Genomic DNA, 24904 nt, shown 5'->3' with positions numbered 1-24904 from the left:
TAACATCAAGAATGATAATTTCGAGGACCTTCATGCATCGCCACCTGCTTGTCTGGTTGGGCGGGGCCGCTCTCGCCCTGCCCGCCGCCGCTCTGCCCGCCGGCCTTGACCATGAACTGGACGCGGTGACCGTCACCGGCACGCGGCTGGAACGGGATCTCGCCGATCTGCCCGGTGCCGCCACGGTGATCGAGGCGACGCGGGAGCAGGCCGGCCAGCCGGGGCTGCAGCTCGATGAACCCCTCAAGCGGGTGCCCGGCCTGTACCTTCAGAACCGTTACAACTTCGCCCAGGGGCTACGGCTTTCCAGCCGGGGATTTGGTGCCAGGGCGCCGTTCGGGGTGCGCGGTTTGCGCCTCAACGTGGACGGCTTCCCCGAGACCCTGCCGGATGGCCAGTCCCAGGTGGACGCCATCGACCTGGACGGCCTGGAATCGATCACCGTGCTGCGCGGCCCGTCCTCGGTGCTGTACGGCAACGCCACCGGCGGCGTGGTGGACATGACCACCCGCACCGGTCGGGACCTGGAATACGATCAGCGTTTCAGCGTCGCCGGCGGCAGCGACGGTTACCGCAAAACCCGCCTGGAACTGGGCGGGGCCGACCGCCAGGGCCATCATTATCTAAGCCTTACCGGCATGCGCCACGATGGCCAGCGCCAGCAGAGCGACATGGAGAAATACCTGCTCAACGCCCGGGTCGGCCGGGCGCTGTCCCGGGACCGGGATCTGGAACTGTTCTTCACCGCTCTGGACACGCCGGTGGCCGAGGACCCGGGCGGTCTGACCCGCGCCCAGGTGAACGACGACCGCGACCAGGCGGCGCGCTTTTCCAACCTGCTGGACGCCGGCCAGGAAGTGACCCAGCAGCGGTTGGGGGTGCTTTACCGGGAGCGTGGCCTGGGCGGTGAGTTGCGCGTGCGCGGCTTCGTCACGCAACGGGATTTCCGCCAGCAACTGCCCTTCCCTGGCAGCAGCCTGATCGACTATGAACGGCTGTTTTACGGGCTGCGCCTGGAATACACCAACCAGGCGCGCCTGTTCGGCCTGGACCATCGTTTCATGGTCGGCGTGGACGCCGATCGTCAGCGGGATGACCGTGGCCGGCGTGGTGTCGATGTGACCGGCCAGGTCACCGGCGAGACCGCCAACGAGGACCAGACCGCCACCGCCAGCGGCCTGTTCGTGCAGGCCGACACCGACCTCACCGACACCCTGGTGCTGGCCCTGGGGGCGCGCGCCGACCGGGTGCGCCTGGACATCGACGACCACCTGCTGGCGGATGGCGACCAGAGCGGCGACCAGACCTTCAATGAAGGCAGCTACAGCGCCGGCCTCACCTGGCACCTGAACCCGCGCCACAGCGTCTATGCCACGGTCAGCAATGCCTTCGAGACACCCACCTTCACCGAGCTGGCCAACCCCTCCGGCGCCGGCGGCTTCAACCCGGACCTGGACCCGCAGAAGGCGGTGAACCGGGAGGTCGGCGGTCGTGGCCGCCTGGGCGACCGGCTGTTCTACGATATCGCCCTGTTCAGCGTGCGGGTGCGCGACGAGATCACCCCCTATGAACTGAACGGCCGCACCTTCTACGACAACGCCGCGCGCACCCGGCGCGACGGCCTGGAACTGATGCTCGAGCACCAGACCACCGAGCGGCTCACCCTGACCCTGGCCTACACCTACTCGGACTTCGAATTCGACGATTTCTTCGACGATCAGCAAAACCAGGACGTGAGCGGCAACCGGCTGCCCGGCCTGCCGCGCCATCATCTGTTCGTGGAAGCGGCCTGGCGCGGGCCCGACGGCACCTTCCTGATCATCGACGGCGATTACAGCGGCTCCGTCTACGCGGACAACACCAACGACACGAAAGTGGATGATTCAGTGGTCGCCGGCCTGCGCGGCGGGCGGGAATGGCGCCTGGGCGGACGCGCGCTGACGCTGTACGCGGGGGTTGGAAATCTGTTCGACGAAGACTACATCGCCAACCTGCGCATCAACGCCAACAGCGACCGCCCCGACCCGGCGGATCGGGGCTATTACGAACCGGCGCCGGGCCGGCACTGGTACGCGGGGGCGTCCTACGCGTGGTGAGGGGCGGGATCGCGACTCAAGCGGAATGCCGCCCAGTCGCGATCCATCCGCCACGTCACATAATCCCCGCCGCCTTCTTGATGTCCTTGACGCTCTGCTTGGTGAGATCCTTGTCCACCTCGCGGATCACCACCTCCCTGGTGGGATCGTCCAGCTTGTCGCGCAGGGCACCGAGGAAACGGGGCTCGGCGATCAGGATGAAATCGTCCACGCCGCCCTTGTCATGGGCCGCCTTCATGTAGGATGCCACTTCCTTGGCGAAGAAGGCCGCGTGCTTGTCGGAGGTGGCCTGCTGGTTGCCGGTGGCGCGGGGGTTGCCATGCAGGGCGCCACTGCCTTCCTGGCCGCCTTCGCCGGTGCGCAGATCGCCGGCGTGGGCCTGGCTTTCCGGATGGTCCAGATGGTCGATTTCGCGAATGCGACCGACCTGGTGGGCGAACACGCGGGCATGGGCGGCGTTGCTGGCGATCACGTAGGTGGTCATGGCTCTCTCCTGGTTCCGTGTGTGACTGCTCCTTCCCCCCTAACCTCGCGCCCCCGCCCTTCCCGTTCAACCCGCGCCCCCCGTCACGCCGGTAAAAAAGCATCAAACCGATTAAAAGCGCGATCAAAAAAAAAGCCGCCCCCGGGATTGTAGGGGCGGCGTCATCAAGGCAGGAATAACTTCGAATTCAGCGTCGCATTCAGGACATCATATCCAGCACGATGCGCCCTTCGATTTTGCCGTCGATCATGCGCTGGAAGACATCGTTGATGTTGTCGAGTTTTTCCGTGGCCACGGTGGCCTTGACCTTGCCCTCGCCGGCGAAATCCAGCGCTTCCTGCAGGTCCTGCCGGGTGCCGACGATGGAGCCGCGCACGGTGATGCCGTTGAGCACCGTGTCGAAAATCGGCAGCGGAAATTCACCCGGCGGCAGACCGTTGAGCACCAGGGTGCCACCCCGGCGCAGCATGCGCTGGGCCTGATCGAAGGCCTTCGGCGAGACCGCCGTGACCAGTACACCATGGGCGCCGCCGATCTCGCGCTTGAGCACCTCCGCCGGGTCCGCCTTCATGGCGTTGACGGTGAGCGTGGCGCCAAGCCGCTCGGCCAGCGCCAGCTTGCCGTCATCGATGTCCACGGCGGCCACGTTGAACCCCATGGCCTTGGCATACTGCACCGCCATATGGCCAAGCCCGCCGATGCCGGAGATCACCACCCACTGGCCGGGACGCGCCTCGGTCATCTTCAGGCCCTTGTAGACCGTCACGCCGGCGCACAGCACCGGGGCGATCTCCAGGAAATCCACGTTGTCGGGCAGCCGCCCCACGTAGCCGGCATCGGCCAGGGTGTAATCGGCGAAGCCGCCGTTCACTGAATAGCCGGTGTTTTGCTGCGACTCGCACAGCGTCTCCCAACCGCCCAGGCAATGCTCGCAGTAGCCACAGGCGGAATAGAGCCAGGGCACGCCGACGCGGTCGCCTTCCTTGACGTGTTTGACCCCCTGGCCCACCGCCACCACGTGACCGACGCCTTCGTGGCCGGGAATGAAGGGCGGCTCCGGTTTCACCGGCCAGTCACCGTGGGCGGCGTGCAGGTCGGTGTGGCAGACACCGGAGGCGGCCACGCGGACCAGGATTTCCCCCTGCCCGGGGCGCGGGGTAGCGACTTCCTCGATCGCCAGCGGCTCACCGAACTGGCGCACCACGGCGGCTTTCATTGTCTTTTCCATGCTCATAACTCCTCGCCGGGCGGGCGGCCAGGGGCCGCCCGCGTGATGTCTTTCTTGTAGGGGAACTCGACTCAGAAGAAGCCGAGGGGGTTGATGTCGTAACTGACCAGCAGGTTCTTGGTTTGCTGGTAATGTTCCAGGGCCACCTTGTGGGTCTCGCGGCCCACCCCGGATTTCTTGTAGCCGCCGAAGGCGGCGTGGGCCGGATAGGCGTGGTAGCAGTTGGTCCACACACGCCCGGCCTGAATGCCCCGGCCCATGCGGAAGGCCACATTGATATCGCGGCTCCAGACACCGGCGCCGAGGCCGAACTCGGTGTCGTTGGCGATCGCCAGGGCGTCCTCTTCGTCCTTGAAGGTGGTCACCGCCACCACCGGGCCGAAGATCTCTTCCTGGAACACGCGCATCTTGTTGTGCCCCTTGAGCAGCGTGGGCTGAATGTAGAAGCCGCCGCCGATATCGCCGTCCAGGGTTTCCCGGTCACCGCCGGACAACACTTCCGCCCCCTCGGAGCGGGCCACTTCCATGTAGGACATGATCTTGTCGAACTGTTCCTGGGAGGCCTGGGCGCCCACCTGCACGTCGGTGTCCAGCGGGTTGCCGCGCTTGATGGTCTTCATGCGCTCGAGCACGCGCTGCATGAAGTCGTCGTACATCTCTTCCTGGATCAGGGCCCGGGACGGGCAGGTGCACACCTCGCCCTGGTTGAAGAACGCCAGCACCAGGCCTTCCACCGCCTTGTCGATGAATTGTGGCTCGGCGTTCATGATGTCGGCGAAGTAGACGTTGGGAGACTTGCCACCCAGCTCCACGGTGGAGGGGATGATATTTTCCGCCGCGCATTTGAGGATGTGCGAGCCTACCGGGGTGGAGCCGGTGAAAGCGATCTTGGCGATACGCTTGCTGGTGGCCAGGGCCTGGCCGGCTTCCTCGCCGAAGCCATTGACGATGTTGATGACACCGGCGGGCAGCAGGTCGCCGATCAATTCCATCACCTTGAGAATCGAGGCCGGGGTCTGCTCGGCGGGCTTGAGCACCACGCAGTTGCCGGCGGCCAGGGCCGGCGCCAGCTTCCAGGCGGCCATCAGGATCGGGAAGTTCCAGGGGATGATCTGGCCGACCACGCCGAGCGGCTCATGGAAGTGGTAGGCCACGGTGTTGGCGTCAATGTCGGCGGCGCTGCCTTCCTGGGCGCGGATGCAGCCGGCGAAATAGCGGAAATGGTCCACCGCCAGGGGCAGGTCGGCGTTGAGGGTCTCGCGTACCGCCTTGCCGTTGTCCCAGGTCTCCGCCACGGCCAGGGCTTCCAGGTTCTGTTCCAGCCGGTCGGCGATGCGCAGCAGGAGGTTGGAGCGCTCGCCCGCCGAGGTGCGGCCCCAGGCCGGCGCCGCTTTATGGGCGGCGTCCAGGGCAAGGTCGATGTCCTCCGTGGAGGAGCGGGCCACCTGGCAGAACACCTTACCGTTCACCGGGCTCACATTATCGAAATAGCGACCGTGAACGGGGGCCACCCACTCACCGCCGATGTAGTTCTCGTAGCGTTCCTTGAAGGAGACCACGGCTCCTTGGCTACCGGGGTTGTCGTAAATCATCGCGAAGTGTCCTCGTTATTAGTGCGAATCGTCACGATCAGAGTAGTCCCGGGGCCCGGCGGCGCGCATGCGACCAAGGTACCGGTCCATGCCCTCTTTTGGTCGTAGCCGCCGGTCAGCGCGGCGGCGCGGCGCTGGCGCCCTGGCGCAGCGCCTGCTGCAGCGCCAGCTTCAGTTTCATCGGCTTGAGGGGCTTGTAGAGAAGGGTATGGCCACGCCGGGCGCAGCGCTGCTTGAGGGGTTGTTCGCGGTCGGCGGTGACCATGATCACCGGCAGCGGCGTGGCGCGGCCATCGTTGATGTGCCTGGCCACCGCCAGACCATCATCGCTGTCGGGCTCCAGGTGGTAATCCATGATCAGCGCCAGGGCCGGGTCCTGGCGGGTGTCCACCTGGCGGCGCAGCGCCGCCAGGGATTCCGCCACCACCACCTCACAGCCCCAGCGCTGCAACAAGGTGCGCATGCCGGCACGGATGGCACCGTCGTTGTCCACCACCCACACCGGCTGGCCGGCCAGGGACACCGCCCCTTCCGTGGCCGGCGCCAGGGACCTTTGTTCGGCGGCGCTGAGGGTGGCCACTGGCAAACGCAGGGAGAAACGGGAGCCACGATGCAGCCGCGAGGTCACCGACAGCGGATGGTCGAGAATGCGGCTGATTTTCTCGACGATGGACAGGCCCAGGCCGAGACCGCGTTCATGGTATTTCACCGCCTGCTTACCGCGCTTGAACTCCTGGAAAATGTCCTCGATCTGGTCCTCGCCGATGCCGATGCCGGTATCCGCCACCACCACCTCCACCTGCTCGCCCCGGCGCCGGCAGCCGAGCAGGATGGAACCGCTGCCGGTGTAGCGGATGGCGTTGGACAGCAGATTGCGCATCACCCGGTTGAGCAGTTGCGGATCGGAGCGCACCACCGCGGAGGTAGGCACGTAACGCAGCCGCAGACCTTCGTGGGCGGCCATTTGCTTGTATTCCTCGGCGAGCACGTCGAGCAGGCGGCGCAGCGGAAAGGCCACCGGCTCGGCGGTGACCACGCCGGCGTCCAGCTTGGAGGCATCCGCCAGGGTGGTGATCAGCGATTCCAGATCGTGCAGGGCGGTGTTGATGTGGGTGAGCATGAAATCGGTGTTCTGATCCGGGGCATCCCGCAAAGCACTGGTGAACAGGCGCGCGGCGTTGAGTGGCTGCATCAGATCGTGGCTCACCGCCGCCACGAACTTGGTCTTGGAGATGCTGGCCTGCTCCGCCTTGGCGGTGGCTTCGCGCAGGCGTGCTTCCACCCGCCGACGCACCTCGATTTCCTCCAGCAACTGCTGGTTGGCTTCGCGCAGGGCCTGGGTGCGCTCGCGCACCTGCTCGGCGAGCACCACCGAGTGCTGGAAGGCGGCGTAGGGCGCGGTGGGCGCCATGTTGCTCTCCTCCACCCGCTCGATAAGAGCGTCGCAGATGCGCCGCAGGCGGGCGTTCTCCGCCATCAGGCGGGCTTCGTGCAGCTCCCAGGGGGACTCCCGGTCAGGGTCCCGGGGCTCGGTGCCGTCGACCAATGACCACTCCCGTCAGTGTCTGGTTGATGTGCATGCCGTTGAACTGCTCGCCGTAGGTGTTGAAGCCGACCACCTTGTGCTCGCGCAGCAAGGCGGAAGCGGGTTCCGCGAAACCGCCGCTCTCCATCTCCATGCGGCGCAGGCAGCAGTCACAGCCAATGGTGACCCAGGCCGGGCCCAGCCTCGCCTCGATGGCGTTCAGGGTGTCCCGGGTCTCGCCGATCAGCGAGCCGGTGCGCATGGCGGTAAGCACGATGCCGTTCTCCACGGCGCAATAGAACGACAGGCTCAGGTCGTCGTTGACGCGCTGGATGGAGCGCGCGTAGTAGTCGCTGTTGATGCGTACCGCCAGTGGATAGCGGGCGAACACCTCGTCGTTGAGCTCCGCCACCGGCACCCCCACCAGGCGCGCGTATTCCTCCGCCGCCGGGGCCGCGTTCAGCTCCTGCACCACGCGCCGCTCGGCGTCGGCGGCGGTGACCACCAGCTTGCGGGTGTCCGGGCGCAGGTGATGGATGCTGAACACCTCGAAATCCAGGCTGGTGGTGACCATCAGCACGATGGCCGCGTCGCTGTGGAAGGCGCCGTCGCTGTACACATAGGTGCGCGAGAGCCGGTAGTCGTCGCCGGCGGAACCGCCGAAGCTGGTGATGCTGCCCAGGGCCGCGTTGAGGGTGGCGAGCACCAGCTCTTCGTTGACGGAAAGACCGTCCAGAAGCGTCAGCACGAAGCTGTTGTCGGCGCTCACCGGGCCACCGGGGCCGTCCCGGCAGTCACCGAGCAGGCCGTCGGTGAGCTGCTGGGCGTCGGCCAGGGTGAAACCGTCCAGACGTTCGATCAACCGGTGGGAAACGGCGAAGAAGCGGCGGTCGAAACCGATCGCCACCACCGTGTCGCGGTCGTAGCCTCGGGCGGTGATTTCCCCGGCGGAGGTGCAGCCGCACAGGGGCACGCCCTGAAAATCCTCGCTGAGGGCCCCGGCCAGCCGGTCCAGATCGTAATCAATGGAGCAGAAGAACAGCACGAAGCCCAGATTGGGATGGCGCAGGCGCTCCGCCAGCGAGCGCGCCGCCTGCTGCTCATCGCGGGCATCACTGTAGGCGGTGACGACGGCGTACGGGGGTATCGCGGTCATGTCGGCCTCCCGGGGAGACATTGTCGTTGTCATGCTTATTATGCGGCACGCACCGGCGCCCCGGAACAGCGCGGCTCACACCCGCGAGGCCGGGCGGCGCAGATAGGCACCGAAATCAATATCGCCGGCGGCGAGAATCGCCTGCACCCGGTTGGTGGCGCCCAGCTTGCGAAGAATCGCCGACACATGGGCCTTGACCGTGCTCTCGGCGATGTTCAGTTCGTAGGCGATCACCTTGTTGGGCTCGCCCCGGGCCATGCGCTCGAACACCTGGAGCTGCTTGCGGGTAAGCGTTTCCAGCACCTCCGGCGGCACCGCGCTTTCCGGCCGCGCCGGCGCGGCCGCCATGTCGGCGCGGATGATGTCCGAGGGCAGGTAAATGGAACCGGAAAGGATCTGCTCCAGGGCCAGGATCATCTGCTTGCGGGGCGTGGATTTGGTGATGAAACCGACGGCGCCGTAGGTCATGGTCTGCAGAATCACCCGTTTGTCTTCTTCCGCGGACACCACCACCGCCGGCAGGGTGGGAAACTCGTTGCGCAACTGGATCAGGCCGCCCAGGCCCTGCATGCCCGGCATGTTCAGATCCAGCAACACCAGATCCAGGTCGTCGTTGTCGGCGGCCGCCTCCAGGGCGGCATCCAGGCTGGAGGCCTCCAGCAGAGTGCTCCCCGGAAAACCATCGTCGATCACCCGGGCTATGGCCTCGCGAAACAACGGATGGTCATCGGCGATCAGGACCTGGTACATGGCGGGCGGACTCCCTGCGCGGCGCTTCCGGTTATTCTTGCTATCGCGACAGACTACCACGCCGGAACCGGACGCGGACCCCGCCGCCGTCGCATATTCGCCTAAAGTCCTAGTCCGACGGTACTTTGGGCGGTATCGCCCCCGAATGTCACCGAGCCTGAGCTCGTTGCCGTAGGATATCAAGCGATGGAGGATGCCCGGTCAGCGGTCCATGGGCTGGCCGCGGGGGTCCTCGGAGCCGCTGCGCAGGCGGAAGGTGCCTTCGCCAATAATCAGCAACTGGTCGTTCTCGTCGAGGATGTCCACGGTGGAGTTGAAGATGCGGCTGCCACCGGCACGCTTGGTGCCGATGGCGCGGATATAACCGAGCCCGGACTGGCCGGTGAAGGTGGTGGTCATGGACAGGGTGATGGCCTTGCGAATGCGGTCCGGATAGGGGCACCAGGTGCCGGCGCAGGCGCCGGCCACGTCCAGCAGGGTGGCGAGCACGCCACCGTGCACGCGATCAGCCAGGTTCAGATGGCGTTGCTCCACCTTGAGGCCGAGCACCGCCCGGCCCTCTTCCCACTCCAGAAACTCAAAGCCCAGCAGAGCCGGAAAACCATAATCGAACTTGCGGGAGGCCGTGGCCATGTCCATTTTCATTCAACGGGTCTCGTCATACTTCCCGGCCCTGCACCATTTGTCGGACCTGATCCACGACCTCCTTGAGGCGCGGGCCGAGATTCTCGATCAGAATTCGACGGCTCAGCCGTAACGACGAGCCGCCACAATTAAACGGCACCACCTGGCCGCCGTTATCCAGGATCAGCGGCACGCCCACGGCGCTCACATCCCGGTTCCATTCTCCGTCGGAAGTGACGAAGCCATACTCCTGATATTCCTTGCAGGCACGCTGCAGGCCGCGCTGCACCTCCGGCCAGGCGTCCGGGTTCTGGGCGCGGATCGCCTCATAGTAAGGCTCACGCTCGTTCTCCGGCAGCGCCGCCAGCAGAGCACGGCCCGCCGCCGAAGTGCCGGTGGCGACCCGGGACCCCACGGAAAGGCGCAGCACCAGCGGGCCGGAGCCCTGGCACACCTGAATGTAGGTCATGGAGGCACCGTCCGGGGCGGCGATGGCCACCATGCAGTCGGTGGCGTCGGCCAGCTCCTGCATGAACGGCCGGGCGATGTCGCGCACCCCCTCGCTGGCCAGGTAGCGGTAGCCGAGATCCAGTACCCCCGGGCCGAGCCGGTACTTTTCCAGATTTTCCGCGTAGCGCAGGTAACCGAGCTGGGTCAGCGTGGCGGTCATCCGCGACACCGTGGGGCGCGGAATATTGGTGCGCTTGGCCAGTTCGGCGTTGCCCAGGTACTCATCGGACGGACCGAAACAGCGCAGGATATCCAGGCCCCGGGCCAGGGCGGTCACGAAATTGCGGTCCTTCTCCGCGGCTCCGTCTTTTCCAAGAGCGGCTCGTCGCATGGGTTGTCTTCCTCAGTCAGGCTTCGGGATGAATTTCTTTTATAGTTGTTTATAAAACCGGCAAATATATCAAAAAGCCGTTTCACATAGGACCCCTTTTCGGGGGTCCCGCTCGGTGTCGTTATCGGTTGGTTCAGTGCTTCATGCCGGGCAGGTTCAGCGAGGCGGTGTTGCCGCCATCCACCGCCAGTGCCTGGCCGGTGACGTAGCTGGCATCGTCGCTGGCCAGAAACGCCATGGCCGCGGCGATTTCCTCGGGCCGGCCATAGCGGCGCAGTTCGCAACGGCTGCCCAGTTTTTCTTCCTTGTTACGCTCGCGGGCGTAATCGAACACCGGCTTGGTCATGCCGGTTTCAATCAGCCCCGGGCAGATCGCATTGACGCGCACGTTGTACTGGCCCAGATCGCAGGCGGCGGTCTTGGTCAGGTTGATCACCGCCGCCTTGGAAGCGCTGTAGGCATTGCCGCCGGCGCCGGAACGAATCCCCGCCACCGAGGCGGTATTGACGATGGCGCCGCCGCCCTGCTCGCGCATGTGGCGACCCACGGCGCGGGTGAAGAACACCGGGCCGAGCAGATTAACGTTGAGAATCGCCCGCCAGGTATCGGTGTCGGTCTCCGTGATGCCGGAATAATCCCCGCCAGCGATGCCGGCGTTGTTGCACAGGGCATGAATACGGCCCCGTTCGGCGATCACCGCCGCCACCAGCGCGTCCACGGCGGCTTCATCGGAAACATCCAGGGCCCGGGTCATCACCTCGGTGCCCTCCGGCAGCGCGGCGCGGGTTTCTTCCAGGCCGGCTTCGTCGCGATCCACCAACACCAGGCCGGCGCCCTCTTCCGCGAAGCGGCGGGCCGCCGCGCGACCAATGCCGCTGGCCGCGCCGGTGATCAGGACGGTGCGTTGCTGGAATCGCTGCATGATGCTCTCCTCAAGACTTTTATAATTTTGCTGGAAGATGACACGGCGGCGGCAACCGGTCAAGATTTTGGAACAGCATTCCAAAAATAGACTGGGCAGAAACAGCCGAATATGGCAGGTTGGAAACCCGGCAGCGCGTTTCAACTTTCAACTTTCAAATCATTTACCCAGGGAGAGTGTTTCATGAGCCATTTGGCGCAGTTTTATATCAATGGCCGTTGGGTGGCGCCCGGCGCTGACGCACGGCCCTTCGAGGTGATCAACCCGGCCACCGAGGCCAGCGAAGGCACCGTGTATCTGGCCGGCCATGGCGATGTGGACGCGGCCATCCAGGCCGCCCGTGACGCCTTCGACGGCTTCGCCGCCCTGCCGCTGGAGGAGCGGCTGGCGATGCTGGAGCGCCTGATGGGCGCCTACCAGAAACGCCTGGACGACATGGCCGACGCCATCAGCCGGGAAATGGGCGCGCCGCGCCACGGTCTGGCGGCCAAGGTGCAGGCCCCCATGGGCCTGGGTCATATCAAGGCCACCCTGGACGCCGCCAAGGGCTTTGAGTTCGAACAAACCCTGGGGCGCGCCACCGTGCGCCGCGAGCCGGCCGGCGTGGCCGCCCTGATCACGCCCTGGAACTGGCCCATGAACCAGGTGCTGTGCAAGGTGGCGCCGGCCATTGCCGCCGGCTGCACCATGGTGCTCAAGCCCAGCGAGTTCGCGCCACTATCCGCCATGGTGCTGGCCGAGATCGTCGATGAGGCCGGCCTGCCCGCCGGTGTGTTCAACATGATCTACGGCGACGGCGCCGAGGTGGGCCCGATGCTGTCCTCCGACCCGCGCGTGGACATGGTGTCGCTGACCGGCTCCACCCGCGCCGGTGCCTCGGTGAGCAAGGAGGCCGCCGACACGTTCAAGCGCGTGTCCCTGGAACTGGGTGGCAAGTCCGCCAACATCATCCTGCCGGACGCGGACTTCCAGAAAGCGGTGGGCCACGGCGTGCAATCGATGATGAACAACACCGGCCAGAGCTGTAACGCGCCCTCGCGGATGCTGGTGCCGGCGGACAAGCTGGGCGAGGCGGAAGCCATCGCCGCCCAGGTGTGCGAGAAACTGAAAGTGGGCGATCCCCGGGACGAGAGCAGCAAACTGGGCCCGATCGCCAACGAGCGCCAGTTCAAGCGCGTGCAATCGCTGATCGAGAAAGGCATCGAGGAAGGCGCCAAGCTGGTGTGCGGCGGCCCCGGCAAGCCGGACGGCCTGGACAAGGGTTTCTACGCCCGGCCCACGGTGTTCAGCCAGGTCAACAACCAGATGCTGATCGCCCGCGAGGAAATCTTCGGCCCGGTACTGGTGATCATGCCTTACCAGAGCGTGGATGAGGCGGTAGCCATCGCCAACGACTCCGACTACGGCCTGTCCGGCTATGTGTATGGCGCCACCGTGGAGGACGCCGCCGAGGTGGCCGCGCGGCTGCGCACCGGCATGGTCCACCTGAACGGCGCGCAGTTGGACCTGCCGGCTCCGTTTGGCGGCTACAAGCATTCCGGCATCGGCCGCGAATGGGGCGTCTACGGGCTGGAGGAATTCCTGGAAACCAAATCCGTGTTCCATCCCTGAGGGCCGGACCACCATGACCTATCAAACCCTCAAGGTCTCCGTGGACGATGGCGTGGCGCTGATCACCCTGGACCGCCCCGATCAGCTCAACGCCATGAACGCGGATTTCTGGAACGAACTGCCGGCGGCGGTGCGCGCCCTGGATACCGGCGGCGACGTGCGCGTCATCGTTATCAACGCCAACGGCAAGCACTTCACCGCCGGCCTGGACCTGGGCATGTTCGGCGCTCCGCCGGACCCGGCTGATCGCACCGCCCGGGTGCAGAAGGCGGCGCGCTTCCGCCAGCACACCGCGCTGATGCAGCAAACCTTCAGCGCCCTGGAAGACTGCCGGGTGCCGGTGATCGCCGCGCTGCATGGCGGCTGCATCGGCGGTGGCGTGGACCTGATCAGCGCCTGCGATTTGCGCTACGCCAGCGCCGACGCCTTCCTGACCATCTATGAAATCAACGTCGGGCTGACCGCCGACGTGGGTACCTTCCCGCGCCTGTGCAAGCTGCTGCCGGAGGGCATCGTGCGCGAACTGGCCTACACCGGGCGGCGCATGGGTGCCGAGGAAGCGGAGCAGCGGGGCTTGTTCAACGCGGTGCTGGACGACCGCGAGGCGACCCTGAAAAAAGCGCTGGAAGTGGCCCGTGAGATCGCCGGCAAGTCACCGCTGGCGGTGCACGGCTGCAAACGCATGATCACCTACGCCCGGGATCACAACACCGCCGACGCGCTCGACTATGTGGTGACCTGGAACGCCGGCATGCTGCACGTGGAAGAGGTAGAAGCCGCCATCGAGGCGGGCCAGCATGGCGGTGACGGCGACTTCACGCCCCTGCCGCCACTGGCCGGCAAGGTCGAAGGCGGCGTCTGAAAGCACGGCGCGGCCGCGCCTTCAAGGGCGGCCGCGCGGCGCTTGTCGTTACACGTTCAGGAAATTCAACGGCAACCCCGGACGCTCCCAGGGCATGGACACCAGTTTGCCGGCGCTGGACAGGGTGATGTAGGCGGTGCGCAGATCCTCGCCACCAAAACAAATATTGGTGGTCACCAGATCGTCGGTGGGCACATGCCGCACGCTGGCGCCATCCGGCGAGAAGATGGTGATGCCGGAATGGAAGATGGTGGCGACGCAAATGTTGCCGTCCGCGTCCACCGCCAGGGAATCGAAGTAGCAGAATTCCGACGGCTGCCCCACCAGACGACCCGGCAACAGCCCGCCTTCCGGTCGCGCCACCTCCCCTTCGCCAATGATGTCCATGGCCCACAACCGGCCCGGCATGGTATCCGCCACGTACACGGTTTTTTCATCCGGTGACAGGCCCACGCCGTTGGCGGTGGGGATCGGGAACACCGCTTCACGCACCAGGGACCCGTCGGTGCGGGCGTAGTACAGGCCGCCCCGGTCCTGGCTACGGCCCCGGCCCTTGCCCAGGTCGGTGAACCAGAAGCCGCCCTGCTTATCGAACACGATGTCGTTGGGGCCCTTGAGCGGTTCGCCATTCACTTCCGTGTACAGCACTTCCACTTTGCCGGTATCCAGATCGATGCGCTCGATGCGACCACCGGAATAATCCTCGGGCATGTCGCCGGGGATCAGCAAACCGTCCTTTTCGTGGAACTGCATGCCGCCGTTGTTGCACACATAGCAGGCCCCGTCGGGGCCGATGGCGGCGCCATTGGGGCCACCGCCAGGCTCGGCGACGGTTTCCTTGCGACCATCCGGATACACCCGGGTGAGCCGGCCGGCGGCGATCTCCACCACGATGAAGGTGCCGTCGGGCATGGCGATGGGGCCTTCGGGAAATCGCAGACCATCGGTGATAACCGTGTAATCGGACATGTTTATCCTTTTTCGTTGAACATGGCGATGCGGCCGCCATCCACCACCAGATCGTGGCTGTTGATGAAGCTGCCTTCGTCGCTGGCCAGGAAGACGGCGGCGTAGGCGATGTCGTCCGCCAGGCCGGCGCGCGGCAACGGCGTGGCCTTGGCCAGGTTGCTCTGCAGCTTTTCCATCTTGCGCTGGTTTTCCTCGTCACTGAGGTTCTGGGCACGCTCGGACCCGCCCCAGAAAATCGGCGTGGCCACGGCCCCCGGCGAGATGGCGTTGACGCGAATATTGAACGGACCCAGCTCGGCACCGGCCAGACGCGTCATGTGCGCCACCGCCGCCTTGGCGCCGGAATACAGATAGCCACCCTGGTTGAGACGGTGCCCGGCGATGCTGGCGTTGTTGATGATGCTGCCGCCGCCGCTTTCCTTCATTACCCGGGCGGCGTGCTTGACGCCGAACGCCGGCGCGCCCACCAGCAGCCGCATGATGCGCGCGAATTCCTGCTCGTCGAAAGAATCCACGGTGGTTCGATCGCCGGCGCCGGCATTGTTGAACAGGCAGTCCAGACGACCGAAACGGTCGACGGTGAAATCCACCAGCGCCGCGATGTCGTCCTCGCTCATGATGTCGGTGCGCTTGAACAGGGCCCGCTCGCCCAGTTCCTCGGCCAGCGCCTCGCCCTTGTCCTGGGAACGGCCTGCCAGCACCACGGTGGCGCCTTCCTCGATGAAGCGTCGCGCGGTGGCCTCGCCGATGCCGGAGGTGGCGCCGGTGATGATGGTGATTTTATCCGCCAGACGATTGCTCATTTCACTCTCCCGATATTGAGTCGCAGGAGCGGCGGTCCCACCGCTCCTGCAGCTGATGCGTTAAAACGCCGAGACGCCGCCGTCCACGGCAATGGCCTGCCCGTTCATGTAGGTGTTCGCCGGCGATAGCAACATAAGCATCACGGCGACGATCTCCTCCGGCTCGCCAATGCGCTTCATGGGGCTGCCGGCGGCCATCATCGCCAGGGTCTTTTCCGCCTCGCCACCGCTGGCCAGGCCGTCGCCCTCGAGCAGGGGGGTTCGGGTGTAATACGGGCAGATCGCGTTGACGCGGATGTTCTTGCGGCCACATTCCACCGCCGCGGTGCGGGTCAGGCCGATCACCGCGTGCTTGGAGGCGGCGTAGGCGCCGATCTTGGGCCCGCCACCGATGCCCGCCATGGAACTGGTGTTGAGGATGGCGCCGCCACCGCTTTGGCGCAGGGCCGGAATCTGATACTTCATGCCGAACATCACGCCTTTCACGTTGACGTTCATCTGCTGATCGAGCACCTCTTCGGTGAGTTCCTCGACGCCGATGAAACCGTGGGCGATGCCGGCGTTGTTGGCGGCCAGGTCGAGCCGGCCAAAATGTTCCAGGGCGGTATCGACCATTGCCTTGCAGTCGTCCTCGGACGATACGTCACAGCGACGGGACAACGCCTGCACGCCGCCCGCTTCCAGGTCCGCCACCAGTTTATCCAGCGCGTCCATGTTGATGTCGCCGAGCACCAGGCGGGCACCGCGCTTGCCCAGCTCGGCGGCCAGACCGCGACCGAAACCGCTGGCGGCGCCGGTGATCAGCGCCACCTTGCCGGTGAAATCCAGCATCGGGTCCATAAGAACCTCCATCAAGCGCCGTTTATATGGTGAAACCGCCGTCGACCACCACGCATTCGCCGGTGACATAGCTGGATGCATCGGACACCAGGTACAGCACGGTGCCGGCCATTTCCCTGGGCTCCGCGTGGCGGTGCATGGGGATCTGGGCGATGGCGCGCTTGTAGATTTCTTCCTGCTGGAACAGGGCGCCGGCGAACTTGGTCTTGGTGAGACCGGGCAGCAGGGCATTGACGCGCACGTTGAACTCGGCGCATTCCATGGCGAAGGATTTGGTCATGCTGATCACCGCCGCCTTGGAAATCGAGTAGATGCCCTGCATCGGGCCCGGCGACAGGCCGTTGATGGAGGCGGTGTTGACGATGGCGCCGCCGCCGTTGTCGCGCATCAGCCTGGCGCCTTCCACGGACATGTAGAAGTAGCCGCGCAGGTTCACGTCCACGGTCTTGTCGAAGGCGGACACCGGGGTGTCCAGGATGTGGCCGAAGTAGGGGTTGGCGGCGGCGTTGTTGACCAGGATGTCGAGCTTGCCGTGGGTGCTTTTGATGTGCTCGAAGATCGCTTCGATCTGGGCCATCTCGCCGATGTGGCAGGCGAACGCCTCGGCGCTGCCGCCGGCCTCGTTGATGGCGTCGGCCACCGCCTGGCAGCCGTCGATCTTGCGGCTGGAAACGATGACGTGGGCGCCCTGCTCCGCCAGCAGCCTGGCGATTTCCTCGCCAATACCACGGCTGGCGCCGGTCACCAGGGCAATCTTGCCGTTCAGATCAAACAGATTGGTGCTCATAAAATCTCTCCCGTTATCGTTTTAAGCGCCTTCGCGGACGATCCGCATGGCCATTTGCGCCAGGGGCTCGACCACCTGACCGACGGCGGCGGCTTTCTTGCTGGAAGCGTTACCGTCCTGGGCACGCTTGGCGACGCCCTGGGCAATGGCCGCCAGGCGGAAAAAGCTGAACGCCAGATAAAATTCCCAATGGTCGATGTGGTCGATGCCGCGACGCTGGCAGTACATGGCCACGTATTCCTTTTCGGTGGGAATGCCCAGCGCCGACCGGTCCTTGCCCTGCAGGCCGGACAGGTTGCCGCCCTGCTGCGGCATGCGCAGCTGCATGCACTGGTAGGCCAGGTCCGCCAGCGGGTGACCCAGGGTGGACAGCTCCCAGTCGAGCACGGCGATCACGCGCGGCTCCTCGGGGTGCCACATCATGTTGTCCAGCCGGTAATCGCCGTGCACCAGGGATACCTGGCCATCGTCGGCGGGCTGGTGTTGCTCCAGCCAGACCATCAAATCCTCCATGGCCTGGATGTGGTTGATCTCGGAGGCTCGGTATTGCTTGCTCCAGCGGCCCAGCTGCCGCTCGAAGTAGCTGCCCGGCTTGCCGTAATCGGTGAGGCCGGCGGCCTCCAGATCCACCTCGTGGAGCGCCGCCAGCACGCGGTTCATCTCGGTGTACATGGCGGTGCGGGCGGCGTTGTCCACCTCGGGGATGGCCGCGTCCCAGAAGATCCGGCCCTGGCAGAACTCCATCAGGTAGAACATGGAACCGATGACGTCCCGGTCCTCGCACAGGTGATGCATGCGCGGCACCGGCACGGCGGTGTCACGCAAGGCACTCATCACGCGGAACTCCCGATCCACGGCATGGGCGGACTTGAGCAGCTTGCCCGGCGGCTGCCGGCGCAGCACATACTCGCCGGAGGCGGCGCGGATATGGAAGGTGGGATTGGACTGGCCGCCGTCGAACTTGGTGGCGGTCAGCGGGCCCTGGAAACCGTCCACATGGGTTTCCAGGTATGCGGCGAGACGTTCGGTATCCAGCGTGTCCACCTGGGACATGGGCATCCTCCTTAAAAAAACAAAGTTGAAAGCGACAAGTTAAAAGTTGAAACGCGTGCACGGCCTGGGCGGTTACCCAAGCCGTGCACGCGCGTCTTGTGTCGCTTCAACTTTTAACTTTCAACTTTCAACTGATTCAGGCGTACTGCTTGGCCAGGTTACGGCCCAGTTGCATCATGTGCACCTGATCCGGACCGTCCGCCAGCCGCAGGGTACGCGCGTAGGCGAAGAAACCGGCCAGCGGCGTATCCTGGCTGAGACCCACGGCGCCGTGGATCTGGATTGCCCGGTCGATCACGCTGATGGCCATGTTCGGCGCCACGATCTTGATCATGGCGATCAGTTCCTTGGCTTCCTTGTTGCCGTGCCGATCCATCATGTCCGCCGCCTTGAGGGTGAGCAAGCGGGCCTGTTCGATTTCACAGTAGCTCTTGGCGATGTCCTCGCGTACCGAACCCTGCTTGATCATCGGCTGGCCGAACACCACCCGCTCGTTGACGCGCTTGCACATCAGCTCCAGGGAGCGCTGCGCGGCGCCGATCAGACGCATGCAGTGGTGGATGCGGCCCGGCCCGAGGCGGCCCTGGGCGATCTCGAACCCCCGGCCCTCGCCAAGGATGATGTTTTCCTTGGGCACGCGCGCGTTCTCGAAGATCACCTCGGCGTGGCCTTCCGGCGCGTCCGGGGAACCGAGCACGAACATCGGGCGCTTGACGGTAACGCCGGGGGTGTTCACCGGCACCAGGATCTGGGATTGCTGCTCATGGCGGTTGGGGTTGTCCGGGTCGGTCTTGCCCATCACGATCATGATCTCGCAGCTCTTGCGCATGGCGCCGGAGATGTAGAACTTGCGGCCGTTGATCACGTAGTCGTCGCCGTCGCGTTTGATCGAGGTTTCGATGTTGGTGGCGTCGGAGGACGCCACTTCCGGCTCGGTCATCGCGAACGCGGAGCGGATCTTGCCTTCCAGCAGCGGCTTGAGCCATTGCTCCTGCTGCTGGGCGTTGCCGTACTTGGCCAGCACTTCCATGTTGCCGGTATCCGGCGCGGAGCAATTGAAGCACTCGGAAGCGATGTGGTGGCGCCCCATCTGTTCGGCCAGCGGCGCGTATTCCAGGTTGCTCAGGCCCGGGCTCCACTCACCGTGCTCCTTGGGCAGGAACAGATTCCACAGCCCCTTGGCGCGGGCTTTTTCCTTGAGCTCGTTAAGCACCGGCGGGGTTTCCCAGGGGCTCTTTTCCAACTGCTCGTGGTAGGTGTGCTCGGCGGGCACCACTTCATTGTCGATAAAGTCGCGAACCTGGTTGATCAGGTCCTGGGTCTTTTCCGAGTATTGAAAATCCATCGTTCTCTCCCATGGGAACCCGTCGGGTTCCGGTCAGTAATTAGCTGTAGGTAATCGAGTCGCTGCGATCTTCCCGGTCCAGGTGCGGCACCTGATTGAACACCGACAAGCGGTAGACGTTTTTATTGAAGAAGCCCTGGGTGACCCCGGTATTGCGGATCTGAAGATTCAGCTCCACCACGGTGTCATCGGCGGTGGCCAGCATGTGGCGCATCCACATGGCGATGGCGCCCCCGGAACTGACCACCAGCACCCGCCGGCGGTCCGCGTACCGGTCCTGGATGTGCGCCATGGCGGCGGCCACCCGATCGTGGAAGCCGCGCCAGCTTTCCGGCAGGGCCCCTTCCAGACCGTCGGCCTGCCAGTGCTGCATGGCGCGTTTGAGCACCCGGTAGAAGGCGGCGATGGGCGCGCCCTCCGGCGGCGCCTGATCCGGATGGGCACTGAGAAAGGCGTCCACCACGGAGTGGAAATCAAATTCATTAAGGCCCGGCTGCACGTCGGCGTCGAGCCCGGTACCGAGCCCTTCAAGAATGCCCTGCCCGGTTTCCACGTGACGCACCAGGTCGCCGGTGACCAGGGCATCGAAGCCCAGCCCCCGGTCGCGGTAATACTCACCCAGCCAGCGGGCCTGCTGGTGGCCCAGGGTGGACAGCTTGTCGTAGTTATCGGCGCCGAACGACGCCTGTCCGTGCCGGACCAGGAAAAACTCGGCCATGGGGTGCTTGTCCTCGCATTGGTGGAAACAGCCTAGAGCAGCCCCCCAAGTTAGTGAAATTGATATTTTGCATCCCTCGGAATAAATCCCATGCATAAAGCGGCCCCCACCGATCCGGCAGGCAATGCTTGCTTTATGAAATGAGATTCCGATATTTTCGTTGCTTTGCCACGGCGTGACTGGGAGAGAACAATGAGCAGCCTGGACCTGAAAAGCGGCTTCGTGAGCACCACCGAGCATGGCGCCCTGCTGGAAGTAACCCTGGACCGGCCCGACAAACTGAATGCCCTGAGCGCGGAAATGTACCGGGATTTGAGCCGCGCCGTGGATCATTTCCGCGACCGCGACGATCTCAATGCCTTGCTGCTGGACGCCAATGGGCGCGCCTTCACCGCCGGCAACGATATCGGCGATTTCCTCAACGCCGACCCGGAGGCACGCCGCAGCGGCGAGCTGAGCGACGCCATGCAACTGGTGCACCGGCTGCTGGAACTGGACAAACCGGTGATCGCCGCGGTACACGGCAACGCCACCGGCATCGGCACCACCCTGCTGCTGCACTGCGATCTGGTGATCGCCGCCGACAGCGCCCGCTTCTACACCGCCTTCATCAATCTGGGACTGGTGCCCGAAGCCGGCTCCAGCCTGATCCTGCCGAACCGGCTGGGCCGCCAGAACGCCAACCGGCTGCTGCTCGCCGGCGACACCCTGGACGCCGACGAGGCCCTGCGCATGGGCCTGGTGGCCTACCGTTGCGGCGACGACGAACTGCGCGAGCAAGCCCTGGCGCTGGGCGCCCGGCTGGCCGCCAAACCGCCCCAGGCAATGCGCTACACCAAGCAGCTCACCCGCCACGGCGCCGACGCGGTGCGCGAGCAGATCAACAAGGAATCGGTGTTATTCGGCGAGCGCATGTTCAGCGACGAGACCCGGGCGATCTTCGACACTTTCTTGAACAAGAAAAAGTCCTGAACAAGAAATAAGCGCGACCGAGAACCGCTCCTACACTACCGAGGCGGTCAGCGCGCGGTGAGACCACGCAGGGCCACGGTGGTGACCTCTTCCACCAGGGCATCGAGCGCGCCGGGGCCGGTGTCGTAGCGCGGGTGGTACCAGCTGATCACCGAGTTGAGCGCGCCCAGCACCGGCTTGATCGCCAGCCGGGGCTCACTGGCGTGCAGGTCGCCCTCCTCGATGCCCTCGCACAGCACCTGCAGGAACACCTGCTCATAGCGCCGCCGGCGGTTCTGCAGCCGGGTCAGCTCGCGGCGCTGGGCCTCGGTGGTGCTCACCCGCAGGTGCATCTGCACCCCTTCGGCCACGGCCCGCTGGAAATGCTGGGTCTCGATCAGGGTGGCCACGTGGCGGCGGGCCATGGCGTGCAGCCGCTCGGCCGCCGGGGCATCGCGCTTGAGCTCCGGATCGATGGCCTGCACCAGCGCGTCCATGCCGCGCTGGTGAATCTCGAAGAACAGCTCCGCCTTGGAGTCGAAGTAGTGGTAAACCATGCCCTTGGTGGCGCCGAGCCGGCGGGCAATATCGTCAATGCTGGTGGCCTTGAAGCCGCGCTCCATGAAGGCGCGTGCCGCCGCGTCCAGAATGGTGTCGCGGGGGCTGGCGTCCAGCTCGCCCCGGGGGTGTGCCATGGATGAAATCCTCTTGCCGGGCTCGCATTGGGGGGAATGTGCACCACTGTAGCAAAATCAGGGGCGCGGCATTGCCCGATTTTGGCACTTTCGCCCCGAAATCGGGAGTGTCGCCGACCATCGGGCTAGCCGCTTTTGCACACGGCATGGTCGATCATGACATTACTGCCGTTAACCATGCCGCTTTTCACTCTGGACGCCCTTTTATGGTGCCAACATACTCTGGGACCGACTTGCCTATAAATGAAAAGCTGTTTCGAAACAGCTCGGGAGGAAACAGATGTCGGATCTCGAACCGTTCCGCGCGGAAACCCGGGCCTGGCTGGAAGCCAACTGCCCGGAGGAAATGCGCCAACCCATGAAGAGCCAGTCCGAGCACTGCTGGGGCGGCCGTAAATGGGAATTTCAATCCGAGGCACAGAAGGTGTGGCTCGAACGCATGGCCGATAAAGGCTGGACCGCGCCCCAGTGGCCCAAGGAATACGGCGGCGGGGGCCTGACCCCGGAAGAGGCGGCGATCCTCGACGAGGAAATGAAGCGCATCAACGCGCGCACGCCGGTGAGCAACTTCGGTTTCTGGATGCTCGGGCCGGCACTGCTCAAGTTCGGCAGCGAGGAGCTCAAACGCCAGCACCTGCCGCCGATCTGCCGTGGCGAGATCCGCTGGTGCCAGGGCTACTCCGAACCCAACGCCGGCTCCGACCTGGCCAGTCTGCAGACCCGCGCCGAGGACAAGGGCGACCACTTCCTGGTCAACGGCCAGAAAATCTGGACCTCCTACGCGGACAAGGCCGACTGGATCTTCTGCCTGGTGCGTACCGACCCGAACGCGACCAAGCATAACGGCATCTCCTTCGTGCTGTTCGACATGGAAAGCGAAGGCGTCACCACCCGCCCCATCGAGCTGATTTCCGGCGAGTCACCGTTCTGCGAAACCTTCTTCGACGACGTCAAGGTGGACAAGGACCAGGTGGTCGGCGAGCTCAACCGGGGCTGGGACGTGGCCAAGTACCTGCTCACCCACGAACGTAACAACATCGGCGGCGAGCCGCCGGGCTTCCTCAAGGGCCGCGCCCTGGGCCCGCTGGCCGCGGAATACGTGGGCACCGAAAACGGCAAGCTGGCCGACACCGCCCTGCGCGCCGACATCGCCCGTCTGGAGATCGACCAGATCGCGTTCACGGCGCTGGTCGGAAAAATCCGCGCCGAGGCGGAAGCCGGCCAGGGCGTGGGCGCCCAGTCCGCGGTGCTCAAGTACTACGGCACCGAGCTCAACAAGCGCCGCTACGAAGTAATGATGGACGCGCTGGGCGCGGAAGGCCTGGAGTGGGACAGCGAGCGCACCATGGGTGGTCTGTACGCCCGCGAGTGGCTGCGCTCCAAGGGCAATTCCATCGAGGGCGGCACTTCCGAAGTGATGCTGGGGATTGTTTCCAAACGCCTGCTGGGCCTGCCGGACGCATAAGGAGTCGGACCAATGAAACTCAACGACGAACAACAGATGCTGCAGGACTCCGTGGCGCGGCTGATGGCCGACAAGGGCCCGGTGTCGCACCTGCGCCAACTGCGCGACGAGAACAACGAGAAAGGCTACGACGAGCCGCTCTGGCAGGCCATGGTGGAAGCCGGCCTGACCGGCATCCTGGTGCCCGAGGAACACGGCGGCATCGGCTTCGGTCTGGTGGGCGCCGGCCTGGTGGCCCGGGAAATCGGCCGCAACCTGTCGGTGACGCCGTTCCTGTCCAGCGCCGTGCTGGGCGCCGCCGCCCTTAGCGCCGGCGGCAGCGACGCCCAGAAGGCCGAGTGGCTGCCGGCCATCGCCGAGGGCCGCGCGATCACCGCCCTGGCCGTGGACGACGGTGCCAAGCACCGTCCCGAGGCGATCCAGGCCCGGGTGGAAAACGGCACCCTGAGCGGCGCCAAGCTGCTGGTGCTGGATGGCCACGTGGCGGACCTGCTGCTGGTGGCCGCGCAGGGCGATAACGGCGCCGGCCTTTACCTGGTGGACCCGAACGCCGGGGGCGTGACCATCGAGCGCACGCGCATGGCCGATGACCGCAACGCGGCGCGGGTGCGCTTTGACAACGCCCCCGCCGAAGCCATGGCGGACGGCGCCGCCGCCCTGGACGCGGCGCTGCGCGCCGGACGCGCGGTGCTGGCCGCGGAGCTGTCCGGGCTGGCCTTGGAAGTGTTCGAGCGCACCCTGGCCTACCTCAAGGAGCGCAAGCAGTTCGGTCGTCTGATCGGCACCTTCCAGGCACTGCAGCACCGCGCCGCCCTGCTCAGTGGCGAGGTCGCCATGAGCGAGGCGCTGGCGATGCAGGCCCTGGACGCCTGCGACCGGGGCGCCGAGGACGCCGACCAGCTGGTGCTGGCCGCCAAGTCCAAGGCCGCCAAGGTGGCCCTGCTGGCCGGTCAGGAAGGCGTTCAGATGCACGGTGGCATCGGCATGACCGATGAATTCGACATCGGTTTCTTCCTCAAGCGCGCGCGCGCCGGCGGCGAAACCCTGGGCGACGCCAACTACTGCGCCGACCGCTTCGCCGCCCTGCGCGGTTACTGAAGTTAAGGAGAGCACGACAATGTCCAACAACACGCTCAACGTCGAACAACTGCAAGCCAAGGTCGGTCAGGACCTGGGCACCTCCCGCTGGTTCCCGGTGGATCAAAGCCGCATTGATGCGTTCGCCGATCTCACCGAGGACCCGCAGTGGATTCATGTGGACCCGGAACGGGCCGCCAAGGAAACACCGTTCGGTGGTACCATCGCCCACGGCTTCCTGAGCCTGTCCCTGCTGTCCGCCATGGCCATGGACGTGGTGCCCTCCATCGAAGGCACCGTGATGGGCATCAACTACGGCTTCGACAAGGTTCGCTTTCTGAACCCGGTACGTTCCGGCTCCCAGGTACGCGGTCATTTCAAGCTGGCCAGCGTGGAACCGCGTGGTGACAATCAGTTGCTGATCCGCTACGCCATCAGCGTCGAGATCGACGGCGTGGAAAAGCCGGCCATCGCCTGCGAATGGCTGAGCCTGATTATTCTCGGCTGATT

24 protein-coding genes are annotated in these 24904 nt (G+C 65.2%); 7 read left to right on the top strand and 17 right to left on the bottom strand.

Features of this window, described 5'->3' with window-relative positions; translation table 11 throughout:
- Positions 1 to 32: 32 nt before the first annotated feature.
- Positions 33 to 2096: a TonB-dependent receptor family protein gene (locus JF515_RS02350; protein WP_203100623.1), complete on the top strand. Its 2064-nt coding sequence runs from the start codon at positions 33 to 35 to the stop codon at positions 2094 to 2096.
- A 55-nt stretch (positions 2097 to 2151) separates the two neighbouring features.
- Here the strand turns inward: JF515_RS02350 and JF515_RS02345 are convergent, their stop codons facing one another.
- From JF515_RS02345 to JF515_RS02305, 9 genes are all read right to left on the bottom strand, one after another.
- A complete protein-coding gene (locus JF515_RS02345) occupies positions 2152 to 2580 on the bottom strand; it encodes a host attachment protein (RefSeq protein ID WP_203100621.1) in 429 nt (142 codons plus the stop codon).
- A gap of 199 nt (positions 2581 to 2779) precedes the next feature.
- Positions 2780 to 3808 carry an alcohol dehydrogenase AdhP gene (gene adhP / locus JF515_RS02340; protein ID WP_203100613.1) on the bottom strand — a complete coding sequence of 343 codons (1029 nt, stop codon included), beginning with the start codon at positions 3806 to 3808 and terminating at the stop codon, positions 2780 to 2782.
- A gap of 71 nt (positions 3809 to 3879) precedes the next feature.
- Entirely contained in the window at positions 3880 to 5400 is a 1521-nt protein-coding gene (gene exaC / locus JF515_RS02335; protein WP_203100611.1) for an acetaldehyde dehydrogenase ExaC, read from the bottom strand.
- Between the two features lie 115 nt (positions 5401 to 5515).
- On the bottom strand, positions 5516 to 6946 hold the full coding sequence (locus tag JF515_RS02330; protein ID WP_238400802.1) for a NahK/ErcS family hybrid sensor histidine kinase/response regulator: 1431 nt from the start codon (positions 6944 to 6946) through the stop codon (positions 5516 to 5518).
- Entirely contained in the window at positions 6915 to 8081 is a 1167-nt protein-coding gene (gene nosP, locus JF515_RS02325) for a nitric oxide-sensing protein NosP (RefSeq protein ID WP_203100610.1), read from the bottom strand. The genes JF515_RS02330 and nosP overlap by 32 nt, the downstream gene beginning before the upstream one ends.
- A gap of 75 nt (positions 8082 to 8156) precedes the next feature.
- A complete protein-coding gene (locus tag JF515_RS02320) occupies positions 8157 to 8831 on the bottom strand; it encodes a response regulator (RefSeq protein WP_203100608.1) in 675 nt (224 codons plus the stop codon).
- Positions 8832 to 9032: 201 nt separating this feature from the next.
- Positions 9033 to 9476 carry a PaaI family thioesterase gene (locus JF515_RS02315; RefSeq protein ID WP_203100606.1) on the bottom strand — a complete coding sequence of 148 codons (444 nt, stop codon included), beginning with the start codon at positions 9474 to 9476 and terminating at the stop codon, positions 9033 to 9035.
- Positions 9477 to 9489: 13 nt separating this feature from the next.
- Entirely contained in the window at positions 9490 to 10296 is an 807-nt protein-coding gene (locus tag JF515_RS02310; protein ID WP_161383141.1) for an IclR family transcriptional regulator, read from the bottom strand.
- Positions 10297 to 10429: 133 nt separating this feature from the next.
- The gene (locus JF515_RS02305) at positions 10430 to 11218 is read right to left on the bottom strand and encodes an SDR family NAD(P)-dependent oxidoreductase (protein ID WP_203100604.1); all 789 of its coding nucleotides are present in this window, start codon (positions 11216 to 11218) and stop codon (positions 10430 to 10432) included.
- Between the two features lie 183 nt (positions 11219 to 11401).
- On the opposite strand from JF515_RS02305, the gene JF515_RS02300 reads away from it, so the two are divergent.
- Positions 11402 to 12829, top strand: coding sequence for an aldehyde dehydrogenase family protein (locus JF515_RS02300; protein WP_203100602.1), 1428 nt, complete (start codon positions 11402 to 11404; stop codon positions 12827 to 12829).
- Between the two features lie 13 nt (positions 12830 to 12842).
- Positions 12843 to 13691, top strand: a complete 849-nt coding sequence (locus tag JF515_RS02295) for a crotonase/enoyl-CoA hydratase family protein (RefSeq protein WP_203100600.1) — start codon at positions 12843 to 12845, stop codon at positions 13689 to 13691.
- Positions 13692 to 13739: 48 nt separating this feature from the next.
- Here JF515_RS02295 and JF515_RS02290 read toward each other — a convergent pair whose 3' ends face one another.
- The 7 genes from JF515_RS02290 to JF515_RS02260 form a co-directional block, all read right to left on the bottom strand.
- Positions 13740 to 14660, bottom strand: coding sequence for an SMP-30/gluconolactonase/LRE family protein (locus tag JF515_RS02290; protein ID WP_203100598.1), 921 nt, complete (start codon positions 14658 to 14660; stop codon positions 13740 to 13742).
- 2 nt (positions 14661 to 14662) lie between these two features.
- Positions 14663 to 15463 (bottom strand): SDR family NAD(P)-dependent oxidoreductase, encoded by an 801-nt coding sequence (locus JF515_RS02285; protein WP_203100596.1) that lies wholly within the window; start codon positions 15461 to 15463, stop codon positions 14663 to 14665.
- Positions 15464 to 15523: 60 nt separating this feature from the next.
- Complete coding sequence (locus JF515_RS02280; protein WP_203100594.1) at positions 15524 to 16303, bottom strand: SDR family NAD(P)-dependent oxidoreductase; 780 nt, start codon at positions 16301 to 16303, stop codon at positions 15524 to 15526.
- Between the two features lie 22 nt (positions 16304 to 16325).
- On the bottom strand, positions 16326 to 17090 hold the full coding sequence (locus JF515_RS02275; RefSeq protein WP_203100593.1) for an SDR family oxidoreductase: 765 nt from the start codon (positions 17088 to 17090) through the stop codon (positions 16326 to 16328).
- 21 nt (positions 17091 to 17111) lie between these two features.
- Positions 17112 to 18143 (bottom strand): phosphotransferase, encoded by a 1032-nt coding sequence (locus tag JF515_RS02270; protein WP_203100591.1) that lies wholly within the window; start codon positions 18141 to 18143, stop codon positions 17112 to 17114.
- 136 nt (positions 18144 to 18279) lie between these two features.
- Positions 18280 to 19488 carry an acyl-CoA dehydrogenase family protein gene (locus JF515_RS02265; RefSeq protein WP_203100589.1) on the bottom strand — a complete coding sequence of 403 codons (1209 nt, stop codon included), beginning with the start codon at positions 19486 to 19488 and terminating at the stop codon, positions 18280 to 18282.
- Positions 19489 to 19528: 40 nt separating this feature from the next.
- Positions 19529 to 20206 carry a histidine phosphatase family protein gene (locus JF515_RS02260; protein WP_203100588.1) on the bottom strand — a complete coding sequence of 226 codons (678 nt, stop codon included), beginning with the start codon at positions 20204 to 20206 and terminating at the stop codon, positions 19529 to 19531.
- Positions 20207 to 20398: 192 nt separating this feature from the next.
- Between JF515_RS02260 and JF515_RS02255 the strand changes: the two genes are divergently transcribed.
- Positions 20399 to 21178: an enoyl-CoA hydratase/isomerase family protein gene (locus JF515_RS02255; protein ID WP_203100586.1), complete on the top strand. Its 780-nt coding sequence runs from the start codon at positions 20399 to 20401 to the stop codon at positions 21176 to 21178.
- Between the two features lie 47 nt (positions 21179 to 21225).
- On the opposite strand, the gene JF515_RS02250 is transcribed toward JF515_RS02255, so the two are convergent.
- Positions 21226 to 21852, bottom strand: a complete 627-nt coding sequence (locus JF515_RS02250) for a TetR/AcrR family transcriptional regulator (protein WP_203100584.1) — start codon at positions 21850 to 21852, stop codon at positions 21226 to 21228.
- Positions 21853 to 22132: 280 nt separating this feature from the next.
- Between JF515_RS02250 and JF515_RS02245 the strand changes: the two genes are divergently transcribed.
- From JF515_RS02245 to JF515_RS02235, 3 genes are read left to right on the top strand one after another with little or no spacing between them, the layout of a single operon-like run.
- Positions 22133 to 23317 (top strand): acyl-CoA dehydrogenase family protein, encoded by a 1185-nt coding sequence (locus tag JF515_RS02245; protein WP_203100582.1) that lies wholly within the window; start codon positions 22133 to 22135, stop codon positions 23315 to 23317.
- A 12-nt stretch (positions 23318 to 23329) separates the two neighbouring features.
- Positions 23330 to 24415: an acyl-CoA dehydrogenase family protein gene (locus JF515_RS02240; protein ID WP_203100580.1), complete on the top strand. Its 1086-nt coding sequence runs from the start codon at positions 23330 to 23332 to the stop codon at positions 24413 to 24415.
- Between the two features lie 19 nt (positions 24416 to 24434).
- Positions 24435 to 24902 (top strand): MaoC family dehydratase, encoded by a 468-nt coding sequence (locus tag JF515_RS02235; RefSeq protein WP_203100578.1) that lies wholly within the window; start codon positions 24435 to 24437, stop codon positions 24900 to 24902.
- The last annotated feature ends 2 nt before the right edge of the window (positions 24903 to 24904 follow it).

Source organism: Alloalcanivorax marinus (genome assembly GCF_016785095.1).
GTDB lineage: Bacteria > Pseudomonadota > Gammaproteobacteria > Pseudomonadales > Alcanivoracaceae > Alloalcanivorax > Alloalcanivorax marinus_A.
The sequence above is the reverse complement of the archived record's forward strand: the minus strand, read 5'-3'. Positions and strand labels throughout refer to the sequence as shown.

Excerpts from the sequence above, each read along its gene's own strand:
- JF515_RS02350 (WP_203100623.1), top strand. The coding sequence starts at position 33 with ATGCATCGCCACCTGCTTGTCTGGTTGGGCGGGGCCGCTCTCGCCCTG.
- JF515_RS02345 (WP_203100621.1), bottom strand. The coding sequence starts at position 2,580 with ATGACCACCTACGTGATCGCCAGCAACGCCGCCCATGCCCGCGTGTTC.
- adhP (WP_203100613.1), bottom strand. The coding sequence starts at position 3,808 with ATGGAAAAGACAATGAAAGCCGCCGTGGTGCGCCAGTTCGGTGAGCCG.
- exaC (WP_203100611.1), bottom strand. The coding sequence starts at position 5,400 with ATGATTTACGACAACCCCGGTAGCCAAGGAGCCGTGGTCTCCTTCAAG.
- nosP (WP_203100610.1), bottom strand. The coding sequence starts at position 8,081 with ATGACCGCGATACCCCCGTACGCCGTCGTCACCGCCTACAGTGATGCC.
- JF515_RS02320 (WP_203100608.1), bottom strand. The coding sequence starts at position 8,831 with ATGTACCAGGTCCTGATCGCCGATGACCATCCGTTGTTTCGCGAGGCC.
- JF515_RS02315 (WP_203100606.1), bottom strand. The coding sequence starts at position 9,476 with ATGAAAATGGACATGGCCACGGCCTCCCGCAAGTTCGATTATGGTTTT.
- JF515_RS02310 (WP_161383141.1), bottom strand. The coding sequence starts at position 10,296 with ATGCGACGAGCCGCTCTTGGAAAAGACGGAGCCGCGGAGAAGGACCGC.
- JF515_RS02305 (WP_203100604.1), bottom strand. The coding sequence starts at position 11,218 with ATGCAGCGATTCCAGCAACGCACCGTCCTGATCACCGGCGCGGCCAGC.
- JF515_RS02300 (WP_203100602.1), top strand. The coding sequence starts at position 11,402 with ATGAGCCATTTGGCGCAGTTTTATATCAATGGCCGTTGGGTGGCGCCC.
- JF515_RS02295 (WP_203100600.1), top strand. The coding sequence starts at position 12,843 with ATGACCTATCAAACCCTCAAGGTCTCCGTGGACGATGGCGTGGCGCTG.
- JF515_RS02290 (WP_203100598.1), bottom strand. The coding sequence starts at position 14,660 with ATGTCCGATTACACGGTTATCACCGATGGTCTGCGATTTCCCGAAGGC.
- JF515_RS02285 (WP_203100596.1), bottom strand. The coding sequence starts at position 15,463 with ATGAGCAATCGTCTGGCGGATAAAATCACCATCATCACCGGCGCCACC.
- JF515_RS02280 (WP_203100594.1), bottom strand. The coding sequence starts at position 16,303 with ATGGACCCGATGCTGGATTTCACCGGCAAGGTGGCGCTGATCACCGGC.
- JF515_RS02275 (WP_203100593.1), bottom strand. The coding sequence starts at position 17,090 with ATGAGCACCAATCTGTTTGATCTGAACGGCAAGATTGCCCTGGTGACC.
- JF515_RS02270 (WP_203100591.1), bottom strand. The coding sequence starts at position 18,143 with ATGTCCCAGGTGGACACGCTGGATACCGAACGTCTCGCCGCATACCTG.
- JF515_RS02265 (WP_203100589.1), bottom strand. The coding sequence starts at position 19,488 with ATGGATTTTCAATACTCGGAAAAGACCCAGGACCTGATCAACCAGGTT.
- JF515_RS02260 (WP_203100588.1), bottom strand. The coding sequence starts at position 20,206 with ATGGCCGAGTTTTTCCTGGTCCGGCACGGACAGGCGTCGTTCGGCGCC.
- JF515_RS02255 (WP_203100586.1), top strand. The coding sequence starts at position 20,399 with ATGAGCAGCCTGGACCTGAAAAGCGGCTTCGTGAGCACCACCGAGCAT.
- JF515_RS02250 (WP_203100584.1), bottom strand. The coding sequence starts at position 21,852 with ATGGCACACCCCCGGGGCGAGCTGGACGCCAGCCCCCGCGACACCATT.
- JF515_RS02245 (WP_203100582.1), top strand. The coding sequence starts at position 22,133 with ATGTCGGATCTCGAACCGTTCCGCGCGGAAACCCGGGCCTGGCTGGAA.
- JF515_RS02240 (WP_203100580.1), top strand. The coding sequence starts at position 23,330 with ATGAAACTCAACGACGAACAACAGATGCTGCAGGACTCCGTGGCGCGG.
- JF515_RS02235 (WP_203100578.1), top strand. The coding sequence starts at position 24,435 with ATGTCCAACAACACGCTCAACGTCGAACAACTGCAAGCCAAGGTCGGT.